The sequence below is a fragment of the Burkholderia lata genome, from assembly GCF_902499335.1.
Classification (GTDB): domain Bacteria; phylum Pseudomonadota; class Gammaproteobacteria; order Burkholderiales; family Burkholderiaceae; genus Burkholderia; species Burkholderia lata_B.
In genome coordinates, this window is record NZ_CABVQK010000028.1 from 24,638 (window position 1) to 43,594 (window position 18,957).

An 18,957-nucleotide genomic window follows, 5' to 3' on the forward strand; every position below is an offset into this window, starting at 1 on the left:
TCCTCAAGGATGCGTAGTCAGTGCCAGCCGCTCGACCGTCTCGCCGGGCGACCGTACGCACTCGAACAGAATCCGGTTGAACTCGGATGCGATGTCGTCGATCAGCGCGGCGTCGAAGACGTCCGCGCTGTATTCGAAAAAAACCTGCGTATGCGTACGGAAGTCGTTGACCTCGAGCGACAGCTCGAACTTCGAGCCGGTCGGCCGCAGCGGAATCTCCGAGACCGGGAGATCCGCCATCGAGAACGCGTACATCGAGCGATCGATGAAGTTGAAAAATGCCTGGAAGACGGGGGTCCGGCCGAGCGTCGCGTACTCGACCAGCCGGCTTGCGACCTCCTCGAACGGCACGTCGGCATACCCGTAGATCGAGAACAGCGAGCCAGTCACCCGATTGACGAAATCGCCCAGCCGGTCCGCCGGATCGATGTCGACCGGCAGCACGATCGTGTTCGTGTACAGGCCGATTGCCTGAAGCGTCTCGGGCGTGCGATTCATGGTCGCCAACCCGATATTGACCACCCTGTCGCAACTGAAGTGATGCAGCGCGAGGGCGAACGCGCTCAGGAACAGCGTCGCGAGCGGCACGCCCGCGGTGCGCGAGTAGTCGTCCAGTTCCGCGCGTAATGCAGCCGGGATCACGAGCGGAAAACTGTCGCCCGCCAGCGTGCGCACCTCGGGAAACGGCGCGCGATACGGCAGATTCAGCACACGATCGACCAGCCCGAACCGGCCGATCAGCTCGTCGGCGCGAGCCGAGGCGTCGGCCGGCTGGCCGCCCGCCTCGGCGGCGGGTTCGGGAGGACGGCGTGGCGCGCCCCCGGCGAGCATCGCTTCATAGGCGTGCGCCATCTCCCTCAGGAAATTGCCGCAGCCGATGCCGTCCACCACGATGTGATGGAACAGATAGAACACCGCGGCCCCGCCTTCCAGCAGCGGAAAGTAATGGACCCGCAGCAGCGGGCTGCAATGCAGGTCGAATGGCTCGCGCAATAGCCGGTTCAGCATGGGCCGAAGCGCGGCCCGATCCGTCGCGCCATGGTGCTCGACCAGCGCGCCCGCGGGTGTCGGATGAATCCGCTTGACAAGGCCCGTCGCGGTGGGCTCGAACGCCGCCCGCAGCGATTCGTGAGCGTCCAGCACCTGTCTCAGCGCGCGTTCGAGGACGTCGATCGCCACGCCCGCCGGAAAATGCAGCCCCACCGGAATGTTGTAGGTCTCGCGCACGGTGGCCACGCTGTCGAGAAAATACAGCGCCCGTTCGCCCGCGGAAGGGACGAGCACATCCGGCCTCCGGGCCGGCGCCGGCACGCCGCCGTGCGCCGACCGCGGCAACGGAGCGCCCGCCGGCGCGCGCTCCGTTGCATCGGCGCCATCCGGCGCCGCCCCGGACGCACGCAGATGATCGACCAGCGCCGTCACGCTCGAGTGCGTCATGAACGCCTCCAGACTGACCTCGATATCGAGCTTCCGGCGGATCTGCGCGAGGATGCGAACCGCGGACAGCGAATGGCCGCCCAGCGACATCAGCGTCGCGTCGGGATCGATCGTTTCCAGGTTGAGCGCATCGGCGTAGATGGTCTGGAGGGTCGGGGCCAATGGATCGAGCGGCCGGGCATCCCGCGCGGCGGCGGCCGGCTGCGCCCGCTCCGGCAGGGCCCCGCGATCGATCTTGCCATTCGCGTTCAGCGGCCATGCGTCGACCCACTCGATGTGCGAGGGCACCATGTAGGCGGGCAATGCCAACGACAATGCATCACGCAAGGCCGCGGCATCTCGCACGCCATCCGGAATCGGCTCGACCCACGCGAGCAGCTTCGGTTCCTCCGCCGGAGACGATCTCACCTGGACGACCGCTTTGCGCACCTGGCCGAGCGCTTCGATCTGCTTTTCAATCTCGCCCAGCTCGACCCGGAAGCCGCGAATCTTGACCTGCCCGTCCTCGCGCCCCAGGAATCGCAGGCGCTCGTTCGTATCACGAAAAGCGAAGTCGCCGGTGCGATACACCCGGCCCGCGCCGGGGATCTCGACGAAGCGTTCGTCGGTCAGGGCGCGGCGATTGCGATAGCCGCGGGCAACGCCATGCCCGCCGATGCAGATCTCGCCCTTGCTGAAGCGCGGCACGGTCTGGCCGTGCGTGTCCAGCAGGTGGATCGTGGTGTTGCCGAGCGGCTCGCCGAGGCCGGCCGCCGGATCCGCGCCGGGTCCGGCGATCATCGACCAGATCGTCGCTTCCGTCGGGCCGTAGACCTGCCAGGCTGCCGCGCACGTGTCGCGCAGGAAGCCGTACGTGGACGCATCGATCGATTCACCGCCGCACAGGACGTTCAATTGGCGCGCGCCGCGCCAGCCGCCCGCGCGCAGCACGTTGAAGAACGAAGGCGTGCCCTGCAGCCACGAAATGCGTTCGCGCTCGATCACGGCTTCGAGCGCTTTCGCGTCGAGGCGGACGTGCTCAGGACAGGGGATGACGGCTGCGCCGACCATGAGCGGCAGCAGCAGTTCGAGCAGCGATATGTCGAAACCGATCGTGGTGGTCGCGAGCAGGCGATCGCCGCGACTCATCGGCAGCGCGCGCCGCATCGCGAGCAGGAAGCCGGCGACGTTGCGATGGGTCACCTCGACGCCTTTCGGACTGCCGGTGGACCCCGACGTGTAGATCAGGTAAGCGGGGCTGTCCGGATCGACCGCGACGGCGGGAAACGCGTCGGCATCCGCATCGTCGAACAGGTCGTCGGTCAGGACGAGATCCCGTGGCGAAGCCGCGGCCGGCGCGTCCTGATGAAGACAGACGGCCAGCTCCGCGTCTTGCGCGATATGCGCACGGCGCGCGGCCGGCAGATTCGTGGGAAGCGGAACGTAGATCGCGCCGGCCTGCCAGATGCCGAGCAGCACGGCCAGCAGCGCGCCGCTTCGATGCATGGCCACGCCAACGCGGTCGCCCGCTTTCACGTTCGCCGCCGCCAGCTTCCACGCGACCCGGTTCGCGGCCTCGAGCAGCGCCCGATTCGTGATCGCGCGGCCGGGTTCGCCGACTGCCTGCCGATTCGGCTGCTCGCGCAGCGCGGCCTCGATCAATGCGCCGGCCGACAGCTGCGGCACGGGATCGGCCAGCACGGCGTGGCGGCCGGCAAAGGCTCGCTGGCCGCCCAGTTCGAGATCGCCTATCCGCACATCCTGCCGGTCGACCATGCGCTCGACGAGGTCACTGAAATCGCGCGCCAACTGTTGTGCCGTCGATTCGCTCAGCAGCCCCGCGCGGTATTCGAGGATCAGGCTGAGCGTGTCGTCGCCGTCGTAAAGGAGCGCAAGGTCCTGCTTCGCCGAACCGACGAAACACGGCGTCTGTTCGACATCGATGCCATTCAGCCGCAGCGAATCGAGCGCGAACCGCGCGGGAATGAGCGCCACGTTGAGGCATGGCGACGCCGGGTCGGCCAGGTTCTGCCGCACGAGCCTCATCAGGTCCAGTTGCGGGAAATCCACGATCGATTTCGTTTTCCGGCGATGCTGCCGCACCCGCTCGAACAACGCATCGACCGTCAGATCCGGCGTCACGTCCACGAACGCCGGCACGTAATTGATGAATGAACCGAAGATCCGCTCGAACCCACCGGCCCTCGTGTCCACCGGATAGGCGATCGCCAGCGTGTCCTGTTGCAGGTACCGGTGCAGCAACACGCTGAATGCGCTCATCAGGACCACGAACGGTGTCGTCCTGGTTTTCCGATTCATGCTCTTGAGCCTTGCCTGCAGGGTGCCGGGCAGACTCCAGCGATACTGGCAGGCGCCCGCCCGGGCCGGCCGCTCGCCGTCGAACACCAGTTTGCCGAAGTCGACCGCACATGCGCGCCCCGACAGGGTTGCGCGCCACGCCGCCTCGGTTTCCTGATAGGCGCCGTCGGCCCAGCGTTGCCGTTCCCAGTCCAGCGTGGCGGAAAAACCCTGGCTCGCGCGGGTCTCCGGCGCCGCCACATAGGCCGCGTGATTGTTGTACGCCGACGAAATATCGTTCAGCAACATCAGCGCCGACGTACCATCCACGCAGATATGGTGGATATTCAACGCAAGGAGATAACCGTGCGGACGGGTCCGGATCAACAGGAACCGGAACACCGGTTCGCCATGCAGATCGAAAGGCGCCAGCAGGCAGGCATCGAGCGCCGCTTCGATCCGTTGCAGCCGTGCCGACGATTCGAGATCCGACAGATCGATGAACTCGAGCGGGTCGTGCGAAAGCCGCTCGGCATACTGAAGCGGCTCGCCGGCCTGTTCGAGGAAACGCATCCGGATCGCCGGATGCGCGCCGGCTACCGCAACAAATGCCCGCTTGAGCCGATCGACGTCGAGATTCCCGTCGAGCTCGAAAAGCAGCGGATTGTTATATGCGGGGTCGTGAGGCGCATATTTCCATTGCAGCCACATCACCCTTTGACTATTAGTGAGTGGCAATACGTCATTCACGTCAGTTGGCATGCGGCATTCCTGAGGCTGCGTTGAAGAATCAGGCCGACGCGACCACGCTTCTTCGTCGCATCGTCCATTGCCATACGACTCCCCATCAAAGCGGAAAGCGCGGGCAGGCGACGAAAGATCGAGGCCATGCACGGCCAGCCGCCGAAGGATCGGGCTATCGAGCGAAACCGGCCGCACCCGGATCAGGGGCAGTCCGTCACACGTGTAAAGGATGCGATAAATTACGCGCATCCCCGGATCAAGCTACCCGGAATGGCATCATCTTGTTTAGGTATCCGAATACTATGCATCAGAATCACATGCAACTTTTCTCGATCGTCATTTCCATCGACATGGTTTCAGAGAATCTCAATAATTGTGAAAATAATATCGCGACACTCTCGCAGCAGTAACTGCAATAAGTAATAGGTCGATAAGCGTGTTGCGCATCGAAAGCCCGTCATACAATCGCCCCTATCGTTCGGCGACTTCGAAAACGGAGCAAGCTCTTGCGCTCAATGCATTTCCTCAATCCCCTTCTGGATCGATCGCAGCTACCTTGCTTCGAGGCCATTCGCGCGCTCCATGTGCGCCCCGCCGTTGACGCCTGCCTGCTCGAGCTCGACAACGCGATCGAGCAGGCGAGTGCGGCGCCGCGCCGGTCGAGCTGGGCGAACGTGATCGAGCCGATCTGCCTGGCGATCGAGGCGCTCGAATACACGTGGGGCATCGTCACCCACCTTGTCACGGTTCGCGATTCGGCGGCCTTGCGCGCCGCCTATGGGGAGTGCGTGGGCCTCGTGTCGTCCGCGTTGTCGCGCTTTCGTCAGGACACCGCGCTGCTCGGCCGATACCAGGCCATCGTCGGCTCCGACGCGTTCGCGACCCTGTCCGTCGAGCGGCAGCAGGTTCTGCGCAACCTGATCCGCGACGCGCTGCTGGCAGGTGGCGAGCTGCCGCCCGGCCCGCGCACGCGGCTGAACTGCATACGCGAACGGCAGGCGCTGCTCGCGAAGACGTTCCAGGACAACATCGCCGATGCTACCCGCGCTTATTCGTACCGCGTGACGGCGGACGACGAGCTGGCCGGCCTGCCCGATCACGTGCGAGTCGCCGCACGGGCGGCTGCGCGGCAATGCGGCCGCGACGGCCATCTCTTCTCGCTGGATTTTGCGTCCTACCATCCGGTCATGCAGTTCTCCGAGTGCCGCGCGCTACGGGAACGCTTGTACCGGGCCCGGTCAGCCCGGGCATCCGAACTGGGCGAACACTATGCCGACGGCGCGGCGGCATGGGACAACATGCCCGTCATGACCGAACTGCTGGCCCTGCGGCACGAGGAGGCCCAACTGCTCGGCCATCCAGATTTCGCCGGCCTCTCGCTCGCGCAGAAGATGGCGCGCTCCCCCGAATGCGCACAGTCGTTTCTGGACGATCTACATCGGCGCATCCGCCCGCAGGCGGCCGCCGAATGGCAAGCGCTGCAATCCTTCGCCCGCGATGCCCTCGGCATTCGCGAGCTGCAGCCGTGGGATCTTCCCTTCGCGATGGAACACCTGCGCAGGCAGCGCTTCGGTGTCTCGACTGACGAGGTCCGCCGGTACTTCCCCGAACAAGCCGTGCTGTATGGGCTGTTCAAGCTGGTCGAGACGCTGTTCGACATCAAGATCCTCCCCGCGACCGGTAGCGTCTGGCACGAAGATGTCCGGCTGTACCGGCTGGACGACGCACGCGGCCATCCGGTCGCCCATCTCTATCTGGACCTGTACGCGCGCCCGGGAAAACGGGACGGCGCATGGGCAGCCAGCGGCGGATCGCGCGGCATGCGCGCAGACGGCTCGATCCGGCTGCCCGCAGCCTATCTGATGTGCAACGTCGCCGCAGCGGAGCCGGCCTGCTTCGCGTTCGAACAGGTGGTCACGCTGTTTCACGAGATGGGCCACTGTCTCCATCACATGCTGACCGACGTCACCGAAAGCGCAGTGTCTGGGGCGAAAAGCGTCGAATGGGACGCCGTCGAATTCCCCTCGCAATTCATGGAGCAATTCTGCCGGGAGTGGGAGGTGCTTGTCGCGTTGAGCGCTCACGTGGAGACAGGCGCGGCGCTGCCGCGCACGCTATTCGACCGCATGCTGGCGGCACACCATGTCGACCATGGCATCGAGATGGCGCATCAGATTGCGTTGTCGGCGCTAGACCTCCAACTGCATTCCGCGCGCGCGATGGCCTCGAACCAGTCGATCCTCCATTGGGTGGAAGCCATTCATCAAGCCTACGAGGTCACGCCGCCGGACCCGCTTTCAAGAAGCGTGAACACCTTCGGGCATATCTTCGCCGGCGACTACGCAGCGGCCTATTACGGTTATCAATGGGCGAAGGTCCTCGCGGCCGATGCCTATGCCGCGCTGGAAAACACCGGCGCCACGCATGCAGACGCCGGCAGACGCGAAATCGGAAAGCGCTATCGGACCGAAATTCTCGGGTCCGGGGGCAGTCGACCCACTATGGAATCGTTCATCGCGTTTCGCGGTCGTCCGCCGGACCTCGATGCGGTGTTTCGGGATCCTGTCGCGACAAGGTGTTAGGGTAACGTTCGGCGGACCGAACATGCGGTCAACCGTTTTGCAATCCTGAACTCCACCCCGAAGTCATTCTCCATCCGGTGCTCCGCAACCTTGCCGAATAGACGCTGGCGCCGAGCACGTCGCGCCGATTCCCGATCGAAACCTATGGGAATTCGTAGTTTCGCAAATGCCGCGCGTCGACTCTAATGTGCGTAGCCATCAGGAGCATTCACACATGAATATACGACCCCTCGCCAGGCGCGCAGGGAATCCGCTGCGCCATTCATAACGCGCAGCGCCCGGCGTCGCACGAGCATCGCTCGCGTTCGCCAGCTGCGTCATTCAATCTTTCCACGGACCGAGGGAATTCGTGACTCCAGTTAGCGTCAATCGTCTGTTTACCGCGCAGGCCCGTCGCGCGCCCGATGCGATCGCCCTGGTCGGCGGCAAAAGGCGCTTGACGTACGGCGAACTCGACCGCAGCGCCAATCACGTCGCGCGGCACCTGATCGACCGCGGCGTGCGAGCGCACGACCGCGTGCTGCTGTGCCTGCCGCGCTCAATCGACGCCGTCATCGCGATGCTCGCGATCATCAAGACCGGTGCGGCCTTCGTGCCGGTCGACCCAACCTACTCCGAGTCGGTCAAGCAGAGCCATGCACACGACAGCGGCGCACGGCACGTCATCGCTCGGCCGACCGACGCCGAGGCTTTCCGCGGCGCATCGCGGCAAGTCATCGAAGCCGGCGATCTCGCCGCGGGCCGCGACGACCATGGCCCCGCCGTCGATGCGGGGCACGACGGCTCGAGCGCGATCTACGTGATGTTCACCTCCGGGAGCACGGGCCGGCCGAAAGGCGTGGTCGTCGCCCACCGGGGCGTCGTCCGCCTGGTCTGCAATACGAACTACATCCGGGTCACGCCAGCTGACACGCTGCTGTTGCTGTCCCCGATCACCTTCGATGCCTCCACGTTCGAAATCTGGGGCGCGTTGCTGAACGGCGCCCGGCTCGCGATCCATGAAGAAGCGACGTTCGATCCAAACCTCGTCAGCGAGCTGATCGAGCGCGAGCGGGTCAGCGTGCTCTGGCTCACCGCCGCGCTGTTCCATCTCGTCGTGCGGCGCTACATCCGAATGCTCGCGGGGATCCGCACCTTGCTGGCGGGCGGTGACGTGCTGAATGCGGCCGCCGTCAACGCAGTATTCGACGAGTTCCCGTCGATTACCGTCATCAACGGTTACGGTCCGACCGAGAACACGACCTTCACGTGCTGTCACGTGATGACCGCCGCGAACCGGCCAGTCGATCCGGTTCCGATTGGCCGCGCCATTTCAGGCACCCGGCTCCACATTCTCGACAGCGCGCTGCGCGAAGTGCCGGACGGCGCCGAAGGCGAGCTGTGCGCAAGCGGCGATGGCGTAGCACTCGGCTATCTGAATGCGCCGGAGGCGACGCGCGCGGCATTCATCGACCATCGGCTCGTCGACGGCCTGCTGTATCGCACCGGCGATCGGGCACGACGCAGGCCGGACGGCCTGATCGAATTCCTCGGGCGGCGCGACCGGCTCGTGAAGATACGCGGCTACCGCGTGTCGCTCGACGAGCTTCAGGCGCTCATCGCCGGCATTCCCGGCGTCGAGGAAGTCATCGTCAAGGTGTCGGAGGATGCGACCGGCGAAAAGCGCCTCAGCGCGATCATCCAGTCCGCCGGCGGGCGGCCGGACATGAAGGCTTTCGTCCGCAGCGAACTCATCAAACTGGCGCCGCCGTTCCAGATCCCCGACGACATCCAGGTTTTTCAGCATATCCCGCTCAATGCGAACGGCAAGCTGGACCGCAACCCGTTGCCAATCGGCGAGATATAAATCATCCGGAGGGAAACAAGCCATGACCAATACGACCGACATTATCGAAACAATTCTGAGCACCTGCCGCGACACGCTCGGGCTGCCCGACCTGCAACCCGGCGAGGACTTCTTCGAACGCGGCGTGAGTTCGCTGGCCATCGTCGAACTGCAAATCCGGATCGAAGAGCAACTGCAGTTGAAAGTGCCCACGAGTCAGCTGATGGCGGCGCCCTCCGTGGACGGATGGGCGCGCGCTTACCTGACGACGACAGCCGCGGTAACGGTGTCGCAGTAACCGCGTCGGGCGGAGATCTTCGAAGAAAACGGGGCGCGCGGATACCGATCGCCTCGTCCAAGCAGACGCCATACCAGGCACGAGTTAACGTAAATCCAAAGGAGCCACCCAGGATGCAGAATTTCCAACTGACGAAGGAAGAGATCGCCCGCTTCCGTGCCCAGGGCTACATCGGCCCGTTCAAACTCTATTCGGAAGACGAAGCAAGGGATCGATACCGCCAGATTCGGTCGCAGCTGTTCGACCGCGAGTACGCGATCTACGATTTGCCGCCGAACAGCCCGATCGCCAACTACGACAGGCATCTCGACGTGAACCTGCTGAGCGAGCACATCATGCGCTCGGAGATCATCCACAAGCTCAATTCGATCCTGGGCCCCGATCTCATTTGCTGGCGATCGGAGATGTTCCCCAAGTATCCCGGCGACGAAGGCACCGACTGGCACCAGGCCGACACGTTCGCGCATGCGTCGGGCAAGCCGCAGATCGTGTGGCCCGGAGACGGCCGCTTCGGCGGCGCGGTAACCGTATGGACGGCCTTCACCGACTGCGACGAACAGAACGGCTGCCTGCGCTTCGTACCGGGCACGCACGAGGAAATGTTCTACGACGAGTCGAAGAAGATGGCATTCGATCCGACGAAGATCAACGCGCTCGAGAAGGACGGCATCAAGCGCGGCTTCTTCGGCTACGACTACCGCAGCCTGCAGAAGGACGCGAACTGGAAGCCCGACGAGAGCAAGGCTGTGTCGCTCGTGATGAAGCCCGGTGAGTTCGTAATCTTCTGGTCGACGCTGATGCACTCGTCGTTCCCCAACTCGACGAAAGACCGCACCCGCCTCGGCTATGCGTGCCGCTACGTGCCCGCCGCCGTCAAGATCTACCCGGACACCGAAACCGTCAGCGAGTACGGCAGCGAAGTGAACCTCGACAAATACGGTGTGGTGCTGGTGTCGGGCGAAGACCACTTCCGGCATAACCGCCGTGTGGAATCCAACGCGCGCGGCACGCCGTTCAGCCGGCACGCCGAGGTGTAAACACGCCGCGGGGATGAGTCGGATTCAAAGAAATACCCCGGAGGTCGGACCGAAATCCAACCCAACCTCCGGGCTCAGACATCAAATGAATGCGGCATGTCATCGTGCTGTACACCAGGAACGCTTCGCCACATGGCATGGTTTGACTGTTGCTGGCGCAGTCGAGAACGTTATCTGATAAGGATAACTACTCTTGAGTTACACAGGTAGTTTACGCCTACCTACTTGACAGAGCCGAGCCGCGGCTCAATCTCGTCGTCAAGGGCGAAAAATCCGCCCTTGTAGCTGGCCACATCGCCCTCACTCGCCTGTGGTTTCCGATCTCATTTTTCGATCGCCACGGTACCCAACATGCGATCGAGTTCGTCGTGGACGGAACGCCAGCAGGTCGCATCATCGCCCGGTTGTTAGCGCAAGCGTACTGCCTCGATCGGCAGCACCACGACTGACGTGTGCGATATAGACGAAGTTGCAGTCAGCCTGCGCGCCAACCACCGGTACCCCGATAACGTGGGCTCGCGGCCGGTCATCAGGCCGAGCGCGATGAACAATGGTAAAAACGTTCCCGCCCATCGCATCCTCAATAACAACGACCACTTTCATTGATTTGGCCTCGTTTTCCGAGCGTCAGCGTCCATCGACGGCGCCCGCCGCAATAAACCGCGTCGCGTCACCTTCGCTCAGGTTCCGCGCCGAACCAGCGGTACACTTTTACCTCAAGATCGTCCGAGACCACGAGCCAAACCACGCATTCGCTTGGCGTCGTAGGCCGGGCACGCAACCGTCGCACAGAGCGCTCCGTCGCTAGTCGGTTGGAGTTTGCTACGGACCAAAGCTTCGATACGTGTTTCAACCGGCTAGAAGCCCCCGAGTGAACCGCGCCGGGAGTCGTGGAGGCTGGTTGGTTAAGTTAATGCAGGCACGTCAGCGGTATTTCTGAGTTGCCTGTAGTAGTTTGCCTCAGCCTCCGCGGGCGGGATATAGCCGAGGGGCACCATCAGCCGATGATGGTTGTACCAAGCCACCCATTCCAGCGTTGCCAGTTCGACGGATTCCCTCGTTGGGCCCCTCTGTCGGAGTGGTGAATCAAAGTCCCGTCCTCGCCCGGTTGCCTGGCGTACAGCGCCTGTTCAAGTGCATCCAGCACGAAGTCCGTGGTCATCGACGAGCTGACGCGCCAGCCAACGATACGGCGGGCAAACACGTCGATCACGAATGTCACGTACAGCCAGCCTTGCCAAGTCGAGACATACGTAAAATCCGACACCCAGAGCTGATTCGGTCGATCGGCCTTGAACTGCCGGTTGACCCGGTCCAGCGGGCGTGGCGCGATGGCATCGGGAATCGTTGTGCGAACTCGCTTACCGCGAACTGCACCTCGCAAGCCCTGCAGCTTCATCAACCGCCCGACCGTGCAGCGTGCGACCACGATACCTTCCCGGTTCATCTGCTTCCAGACCTTCGGCACGCCATAGACCTGCATGTTGGCCTGCCAGACACGCTTGATCTCCGGTTGCAGAATCTCATCTCGTTTGGCGCGGGCGCAGCGTTTGGACGGATCGCGAAGCTGCGCAACGTGGCGTCGGTAGCCCGACGGAGCAATCCGCAAAACCTTGCAGATCGGCTCGACCCCGCAGGCGTCGCGATGCTGATCAATGAAGGCCTTCAGGACTTGAAACGGCGGTCGAGCTCCGCCTGGGCGAAAAACGCGCTCGCGACCTTGAGAATCTCGTTGGCACGACGCAACTCCTTGACTTCGTGCTCCAAGGCCTTGAGGCGCTCGCGCTCATTTGTGGTCACGCCATCGCGCTCACCGTGGTCGACCTGGTCGCGCTTGACCCACTCGTGCAGTGTCTGCGGTGTGCAGCCGATCATCGGCGCAATCGATTCCACCGCCGCCCACATCGACGGATGTTCGCTATGCTGCTCGCGCACCAGACGCACTGCGCGCTCTCGGACTTCCGGGAAAAACTTGGTTACCTTCTTGTTCATAGCTCCATTCTGGTAAGAAGCCATTACGATGGAGACGCGGGTTGAACGGGATACCCGAGATCCGTCAGTCTTTTGAGCAGCCGCTTAACAGTCCCCTGCATGTCGTGCCGATTGAAGTAGTCAGGGCCCAGGTCCTTGTATTCCACGCCGTTGCGAAGCATGTGCCACGCGGCAGTGAGCATGGACGCCGCAACAGCGACGATCGCTTTTTTGGCCCCGCGCCGCGCTTTGATTCGCAAGAACTGGGCGTGCAGATAGGTGTTTTTTGTGCGAACTGCTGCCCATGCAGCCGTGACCAGCGCAGTCTTTAACCACGTACCGCTCTTGCGGACACGAGTGCTACGGCGTTTGCCCGCGCTTTCGTCGTTACGCGGGCACAAGCCGGCCCAAGATATCAAGTGGGCGGGATTGGGGAAGCGCGTCATGTCGACGCCGATCTCGGCTACCAAGACCCGAGCAGTCAAATCCCCAACCCCAGGAATGGTCCTGAGCAGTTGGACGTGCTGCCGGATCGGCGTCAACGCCAGCCCCACTGCGGCATCCAAGTCTGCCAGCGCGTGCTCAAGTGCGTCGATGACTTGCAGATGCAGTCCGAGCATGGCGCGGTGATGGGCGGTGACACGGCCGCTCAGCGCTTCGCGCAGTTCACTGGTCTTTCTGCGAGCGTGGCCCTGAGCCAGCGAGGCCAATCGCACCGGGTCATCCTCGCCCGAGACGATGGCCTTGAGCATCGCCCGCCCGCTGTCGCCAAGCACGTCGGACAGTACGCTGCCGAGCTTGAGGTTGGCGTCCTCAAGCACCTTCTGAATACGCAGACAATGCTGGGCGATTTCGCGGGCCAGTTGCTTACGCGTGCGTGTCAGATCGCGCAACTCCTGAATCGCGGCAGGTGGCACGAAGCTGGAGCGGATCAACCCGTGTGCGAGCAGGTCCGCGATCCACATCGCATCGTTGACATCCGTTTTGCGGCCAGGCACGTTCCGGATGTATGCGGCATTACCAAGCACCAACTCGAAGGAATCCTCGAGTACGTGCCAGACGGGTTTCCAATACACACCAGTGGCTTCCATTGCTACATGGGTGCAGAGATGGCTTGCCAACCAGTCAGATAGCGCCAGCAAGCCGGTCGTGGTGCTGGAAAAGCTTTGGACCTCGTGGTGCTCAGGCGCAGACACGCAACGTACGCATGCCACGATAGTGTCCTTGTGCACGTCCAGCCCGGCGCAGCGTGGATAAAGTACCTGCATGTTGCCCTCCTGCACGATGGAGAATGGCAGCGGCGGCAGCCCTCGTTATCGGATTCTGGTAAGCGTGATCCAGCAGGGCGACAGACTGCCCCAGGTCACAATTTGGGGTGCTCGCAGGGCTGCGGGTCCAACTCTCAAACGGGCTCAGTGCACCAGACAATGGGCCGACCTCGACCACCGCTGCCTCGTAATACTAGCTCGGCGCGGTGGCCGCTTCATCCTTCGGGGTCGGGCACGTCCGATGAATCACTCTCAAGAGTTGGAGCCTCCACCAAACCCGGCGCGGTTCAGCCCCCTCAATGCGGCTCTGAGCCGCGGAGTAACCGACCTCAAGCTTAATCCGCGTACCTTGTGGTGCGGCAGGTCCATACATGATGTCTAGAGCGGAACTCGATAGTGCCGAACGAATCCCTTCGCGTCGAAGCGTGACCGGCCGCCGCAGCTGTTTTTACGCGGCCTCGGCAGCAGGGCGCCACGCGCTCCGAGGCGAATACGGCAATTTTTACCTTATCACCCCATGCCGCCCGCCCCTAATGATTGTATCCACCCGTGTCGTGATTTCGGCTGCGGAATTGGCACGATTCTCGTTGAAGTCTCCAGTAAATCGTGAGCAAAATATGGGTAGTCCGGCCCGTATCGACGGCACGCGCTGCGAGCAACCCAAGCGCATTTTCGTATTGGTACGCCAAACAGATGGACGAATCCGATTCCCCCTGCGTGTCCAAAACGGAACAATACGAACCGCGGGTGGCTCGGCCTCCCGCAGCAACTGCGCAACATCACGCTGGCCCCTACCGTGCTTTGCCGCGCCGTCTGGCGATTCACCATTCGACAAGCGTGCGGGGAGCCTCTTGTCTACCGGCCAATCGACCGCGTCACGCGTGCCGATTCGTGACCGGTACACCGGACCTGCATTTGCGTGGTACTGCGTCCCCGTTTTACTGAAGACAGGAGAACCCGTGCGCTCTCGCATACCCTTCACGATCGGCATCCTTAGCGCTTGGACTGCCGCGCAATTCGTTGTCGGCTCGGCATTGGCCGCCGATGCTTCGGACGGCGAGGCGCCGGTCGCCGGCAGTCGACCAGCAGTCACGAGCCTGACACCCGCGCGCGAAGAAGCGTCGGGCAGTGCTCAAGGCGACGTCGCCCAGCTTACGCAGTTGCTGCGGGACGGTCGACTGACCGAGATGCGTACGACATACAACGGTAGCTATGGAGCAAGCATGCTCTTCTACCCAACCGAGATGACCTATTACGTTGCGCTCTTCCAGGATAAGAATGTCTGGCGCGTCGTCAAATCGCAGGAACGCCCACGGGCGGACATGGTGTACGACAATTTCGTCAAGCAGACCGTAAAGCTGTCCGCGATCGAGATCCAGCGCACGGAGTTGGAGGCACAGAAGCGCTTTCTCGAGCGCGTCATAGCCGTGTCCGAGAACAAGGCTGGACGCCTACGTGCCGACCTTGACGTCGCTCGGGAGCAGCAAGCCCAAGTGGCGGAACGTCAGCGGACGACCCAACAGAAAACCCGGACCCTCGAAGTGGAAAACCGTGCCGCGCGCATTCAGCTTGACCAGGTGCGTGACGAGGTAAGCAGGCTGCAACGGGAATCGGAAACGGGCTTGTTCACGTTCAAGCAACGCTGATCCATTGGCTACATCAGCGAAGCATGCGACCGCCTCGCAACAACCAGAAGCCCGTCTGACGTGCTCCGTCAGGCGGGCTTGTTCATGCACCTGCCGAGACAAGGCTCGAGCGGAACGATACCGGTCGGAACGCATCTTGGACCGGCTAGCTTTTCGTAGACATCTTCGAGCCATAATTTGTGGCAACCGAGGTGGTCAGTATGAGCGGCAAGAGGTACACGGATGAGTTCAAGATCGAAGCAGTCAAGCAAGTCACCGAGCGTGGTCATTCGGTGGCGGATGTAGCCCAGCGTTTGGGCATTACAACGCACAGCCTGTATGCCTAGCGGGCGAAGTTCGATAAGCTAGATGTGGTGCTGCAGGTGGAACTGGACCAAAACGCCGAGGTGCGGCGACTGAATGCCGAACTCAAGCGGGTAACCGAGGAGCGCGACATTCTAAAAAATGTATGGTCTGCCCCAGATTTGCAAGGACTGTGTAGCCGTTTCGACAGAACATCGTTTGCGTCAATGTATCCGGCCTGTTCGCGCAGTTCGAGACTGCTGGCCATGATGGAATCCGCGCACACCTAACCCAATAAAGCGTTCAGTCACTAAAGACTGCTTTTTTAGCCGGGCTTTCGGCATGCCGGTCAACGGTTCTGTGTCATCAGCTATGCAGGGCTCGCAAAACAGGACGGTAGTGCTCGGACTTGCTCAGGCAGCTGCGGGTACTTCCACAAACGGTCGATAGGACTGCTGGCTGGTCAACACCTTCCAGCAGATACGGACGATCTTGTTGGCCAGTGCGATTAGGGCGACGTGCGGATGACTACGTTGCTCGACCTCGCGAAGCCATAAGCCCATTCGGGATTGATCGCGCTTCATGTGGATCATCAAAGCACGTGCGCCTTGGATCACCATCATCCGTAAATAGGCGTTGCCGCGCTTGCTGATGCCACCAAGATTCGATTTGCCTCCCGTTGAGTATTGCTTCGGCACAAGGCCGAGCCAGGCTGACATATCGCGAGCCCGCTTGAACGCAGCACCATTGCCGACCGCGGCAATTAGAGCCGTTGACACAACCGGACCGACGCCGGGTACTGTGCAGACACGTCGGCAGAGCTCCGATTCACGAGCGATCTGGGCAATTTCAGCCGACGCCGTGTCGATCTCTTCGTCCAAAGCCAGCCATCGCTGACGCAACCGCGAAATGATCTGACTCAGTCGTGGCGATAAGCCGCTTTGGGGATCGGCCAATACTGCTGGCAAGCGTCGGGCGAAGAGAGCACGCCCAACCGGTATGACAATGCCGTGCTCGAGAAGCAGCGCTCTCATCTGGTTGACGACGGCGGTTCGCTCGACAATGAATCGTTGGCGAACTCGATGCAATGCTTGCAGCTCGATTTGATCAGTTGTCTTTAGCGGAACACAGCGCATGCTTCCGCGACTTGCAGCTTCCGCAATCGCCTGAGCATCGTTGAAATCGTTCTTGTTCGATTTGAGATACGGCTTTACAAACTGGGCCGGGATAATGCGCAACTCGTGGCCCGCCTGCTGGAATCGTCGCCCCCAGAATTGGGATCCAGGACATGCCTCCATGGCGATCAAACATCGGGGTGCCGTGACCGCAAATTCTGCCAGTTGGCCTCGGTTGAGCTTCTTGCGGAATAGTTCAGTACCTCGCTCGTCGTTCGCTACGAGGTGGAACCAATTCTTGCCGAGATCAATGCCAATGACATAGACGCGGTGATCGTTCATGGTCGCTCTCCCAGGGTGGACGCGCCTAGTATCGCGCAGGAGGTGGGGCAGACCATTCCATTAGGCCGCGGTAGGTTCAATGAGTCGCTGCAACAGCCTCGCATAGTTTATCGGCCGGAGACATGAAGCCCAATGTCTTTCTGGGCCGTTCATTGAGCCGCGCTGCGATCTTGTTCAATTCCGCCTGCGAGTATTGATCAAGTTGCGTACCGTGGGGCAAGTACTGACGCAGGAGTCGGTTCGTGTTTTCGTTGGTGCCACGTTGCCAAGGACTTCGCGGGTCGCAGAAGTTGTGTGATTCATGGACATCGTTTCAACTAGAATGAGGCGATGGACCGAGAGATCGCCGCACGATTACGTTGGGTGCGCATGTATCACGTGTGCGATTCACGGACATCATTTCACTTCTTCGGACGCCGTTTTCGTTGTGTGTTGGAGCGCGCGGCTCCGTTAGGAGACGCGCGCTTCAACACACGCCGGTGATGTTCGGCGAGGGTCTTGTCGACGCGACATTCGCGGTGCCGAAGTCGCTCTTTAGTTTCGTCGTAGGCACTTTCCACCTCTCCCGCGACAGGGGTGACTTCGCCTAACTCGGCGATACGATCGACGGGCGTCTTGCCACCAAGTGAGCCGTGCGGGCGCCGCCAGTTGTAGTCGAACTGCCACTCCTCAATTCGTTGGTCGATTGCATCCGCGGTCGGCAGATGATGCGACCAGAATTCGTTGCGGTCGGTGAGTTGTGAACGCTCGACCTTGCCATTGAGGTGTGGCGAGCGTGGCGGGATCGGTCGGAACTTGATGCATTCGCTCATCAAGCGTCGTTGTACCGACTCGGCGAAGAACTCGCCGCCTCGATCGGTCTGGATGCGCTGGATCGGAAACGGCATCTCCTCAATGACGCGATCAAGAGAAAGCAGCGTATTTCGGGCGTTTCTGCGTGGGTAGATTGCCAGTACCCGGAACTGCGGATTCAACCCGTCGATGCAACGAATTGATGAAATCGCTCAGCCGGTGTGTCGAAGTTTAGAGTCTTTCGCGGACGCTCGTTGAGCCGTCTGGCTACTGCGTTGAGCTTGGCCTGCGAATAGGCCGAGAGGTCGATCCCCTTGGGGAAATACTGTCTGAGAAGTCCATTTGTGTTCTCGTTCGAACCCCGTTGCCAAGGGCTCTGCGGATCACAAAAGTAGACCTTGATGTCGGTGGCCACGGTGAAGCGCGTGTGATCGGCCATCTCTTTGCCCCGGTCCCAGGTCAGTGATTTGTAGAGTTCCTGAGGAAGCTTGCCGGCGTGCCGAATCAACGCATTGATGACCGTTTCCGTATCCTTGCTGCCGACCTTGACTAGCATCACGAAGCGGCTCTGACGCTCGACGAGCGTGGCAATCTGACTGTTCGCGCTGCCGAACAGCAAATCGCCTTCCCAGTGGCCCGGTATCGCGCGATCGTCAACCGTCGCGGGGCGCTCACTAATCGGGACAGTGTCGCAAATTCTGCCGTGGTCATTCGTCTTCATTGTGTGATGACGCGAACGGCGCATGGCTCGCCGCACCTTAATGGCAAGGTTGAACGCTCGCAGCTTACTGACCTGAACGAGTTCTGGTTCCACCATGCTCCGACAGAGCAGGCAATCGACTTGCGAATCGAAGAGTGGCAGCTCGACTACAACTGGCGTCGGCCACACGGCTCACTCGGTGGGAAGACTCCTGTTGACCGCATTGCGGAGCTGGGTGAAATCAAACCTCTCGCGGACGAGGTGGTAAGTGCGTACGACGAGCGGAAAGAGCGAATTCGGCACCGCGAATGGCGGGTCGACAAGATCCTCGGCGAACATCATCGGCGCGCGTCGGAACCCGTGTCTCCTATCGGCGCCACGGGTTCCGACGCGCCACAGAAACGACCTTCAAGAAAGTGAAACGATGTCTGCGAATCGCACAATTGAGATGTTCTACAACCCGATTCGCCGGCATGGTTCCGCCGGCGACTTGTCACCTGTCGAGTTTGAGCGGCGCTACGCGCTACACGGCTCGTGAGTGTCTATGAAACTCTGGCCGGTCCACCGAACCTGTCCGGATTTTTGTGGGCGAGGCGGTTGAACAGCGCGTTATCCGCGCGCCTGCATAAATCGGTCGCCGA

Annotated in this window: 8 protein-coding genes, 6 pseudogenes and 1 other annotated feature; of the genes and pseudogenes, 7 read left to right on the forward strand and 7 right to left on the reverse strand. The window is 61.8% G+C overall.

Annotated elements, in window-relative coordinates:
* Window positions 1-3 precede the first annotated feature (3 nt).
* Window positions 4-4,476, reverse strand: a complete 4,473-nt coding sequence (locus tag BCO18175_RS39725; protein ID WP_174989194.1) for a non-ribosomal peptide synthetase — start codon at window positions 4,474-4,476, stop codon at window positions 4-6.
* A 497-nt stretch (window positions 4,477-4,973) separates the two neighbouring features.
* On the opposite strand from BCO18175_RS39725, the gene BCO18175_RS39730 reads away from it, so the two are divergent.
* The 4 genes from BCO18175_RS39730 to BCO18175_RS39745 all read left to right on the forward strand — a co-directional run bounded on the left by BCO18175_RS39730 (window position 4,974) and on the right by BCO18175_RS39745 (window position 10,200).
* On the forward strand, window positions 4,974-7,040 hold the full coding sequence (locus BCO18175_RS39730; RefSeq protein WP_174989196.1) for a M3 family metallopeptidase: 2,067 nt from the start codon (window positions 4,974-4,976) through the stop codon (window positions 7,038-7,040).
* 349 nt (window positions 7,041-7,389) lie between these two features.
* Entirely contained in the window at window positions 7,390-8,886 is a 1,497-nt protein-coding gene (locus BCO18175_RS39735) for an amino acid adenylation domain-containing protein (RefSeq protein WP_174989198.1), read from the forward strand.
* A gap of 22 nt (window positions 8,887-8,908) precedes the next feature.
* The gene (locus BCO18175_RS39740; protein WP_174989200.1) at window positions 8,909-9,163 is read left to right on the forward strand and encodes an acyl carrier protein; all 255 of its coding nucleotides are present in this window, start codon (window positions 8,909-8,911) and stop codon (window positions 9,161-9,163) included.
* Window positions 9,164-9,276: 113 nt separating this feature from the next.
* Window positions 9,277-10,200, forward strand: coding sequence for a chlorinating enzyme (locus BCO18175_RS39745; protein WP_174989209.1), 924 nt, complete (start codon window positions 9,277-9,279; stop codon window positions 10,198-10,200).
* Window positions 10,201-11,105: 905 nt separating this feature from the next.
* Here BCO18175_RS39745 and BCO18175_RS39750 read toward each other — a convergent pair.
* Window positions 11,106-12,192: pseudogene (locus tag BCO18175_RS39750) on the reverse strand (IS3 family transposase).
* Window positions 11,795-11,911: a sequence feature (AL1L pseudoknot), on the reverse strand. It overlaps the preceding pseudogene by 117 nt.
* Before the next feature lie 23 nt (window positions 12,193-12,215).
* Window positions 12,216-13,439, reverse strand: a complete 1,224-nt coding sequence (locus tag BCO18175_RS39755; RefSeq protein ID WP_174989211.1) for an IS110 family transposase — start codon at window positions 13,437-13,439, stop codon at window positions 12,216-12,218.
* Between the two features lie 959 nt (window positions 13,440-14,398).
* Between BCO18175_RS39755 and BCO18175_RS40775 the strand changes: the two genes are divergently transcribed.
* The gene (locus BCO18175_RS40775) at window positions 14,399-15,085 is read left to right on the forward strand and encodes a DUF2968 domain-containing protein (protein WP_438820534.1); all 687 of its coding nucleotides are present in this window, start codon (window positions 14,399-14,401) and stop codon (window positions 15,083-15,085) included.
* A 200-nt stretch (window positions 15,086-15,285) separates the two neighbouring features.
* Window positions 15,286-15,528, forward strand: a pseudogene (locus tag BCO18175_RS39765) (transposase); the annotation flags it as partial.
* 252 nt (window positions 15,529-15,780) lie between these two features.
* Here BCO18175_RS39765 and BCO18175_RS39770 read toward each other — a convergent pair.
* The 4 genes and pseudogenes from BCO18175_RS39770 to BCO18175_RS39785 all read right to left on the reverse strand — a co-directional run.
* Window positions 15,781-16,824, reverse strand: coding sequence for an IS110 family transposase (locus tag BCO18175_RS39770; protein WP_174989213.1), 1,044 nt, complete (start codon window positions 16,822-16,824; stop codon window positions 15,781-15,783).
* A 76-nt stretch (window positions 16,825-16,900) separates the two neighbouring features.
* Window positions 16,901-17,113: pseudogene (locus BCO18175_RS39775) on the reverse strand (IS30 family transposase); the annotation flags it as partial.
* Between the two features lie 112 nt (window positions 17,114-17,225).
* A pseudogene (locus BCO18175_RS39780) lies at window positions 17,226-17,789 on the reverse strand (integrase core domain-containing protein); the annotation flags it as partial.
* Window positions 17,790-17,794: 5 nt separating this feature from the next.
* Window positions 17,795-18,367: pseudogene (locus BCO18175_RS39785) on the reverse strand (IS30 family transposase); the annotation flags it as partial.
* Between BCO18175_RS39785 and BCO18175_RS39790 the strand changes: the two are divergent.
* Window positions 18,365-18,736, forward strand: a pseudogene (locus BCO18175_RS39790) (integrase core domain-containing protein); the annotation flags it as partial. The pseudogenes BCO18175_RS39785 and BCO18175_RS39790 sit on opposite strands and share 3 nt — an antisense overlap.
* Window positions 18,737-18,957: the final 221 nt, after the last annotated feature.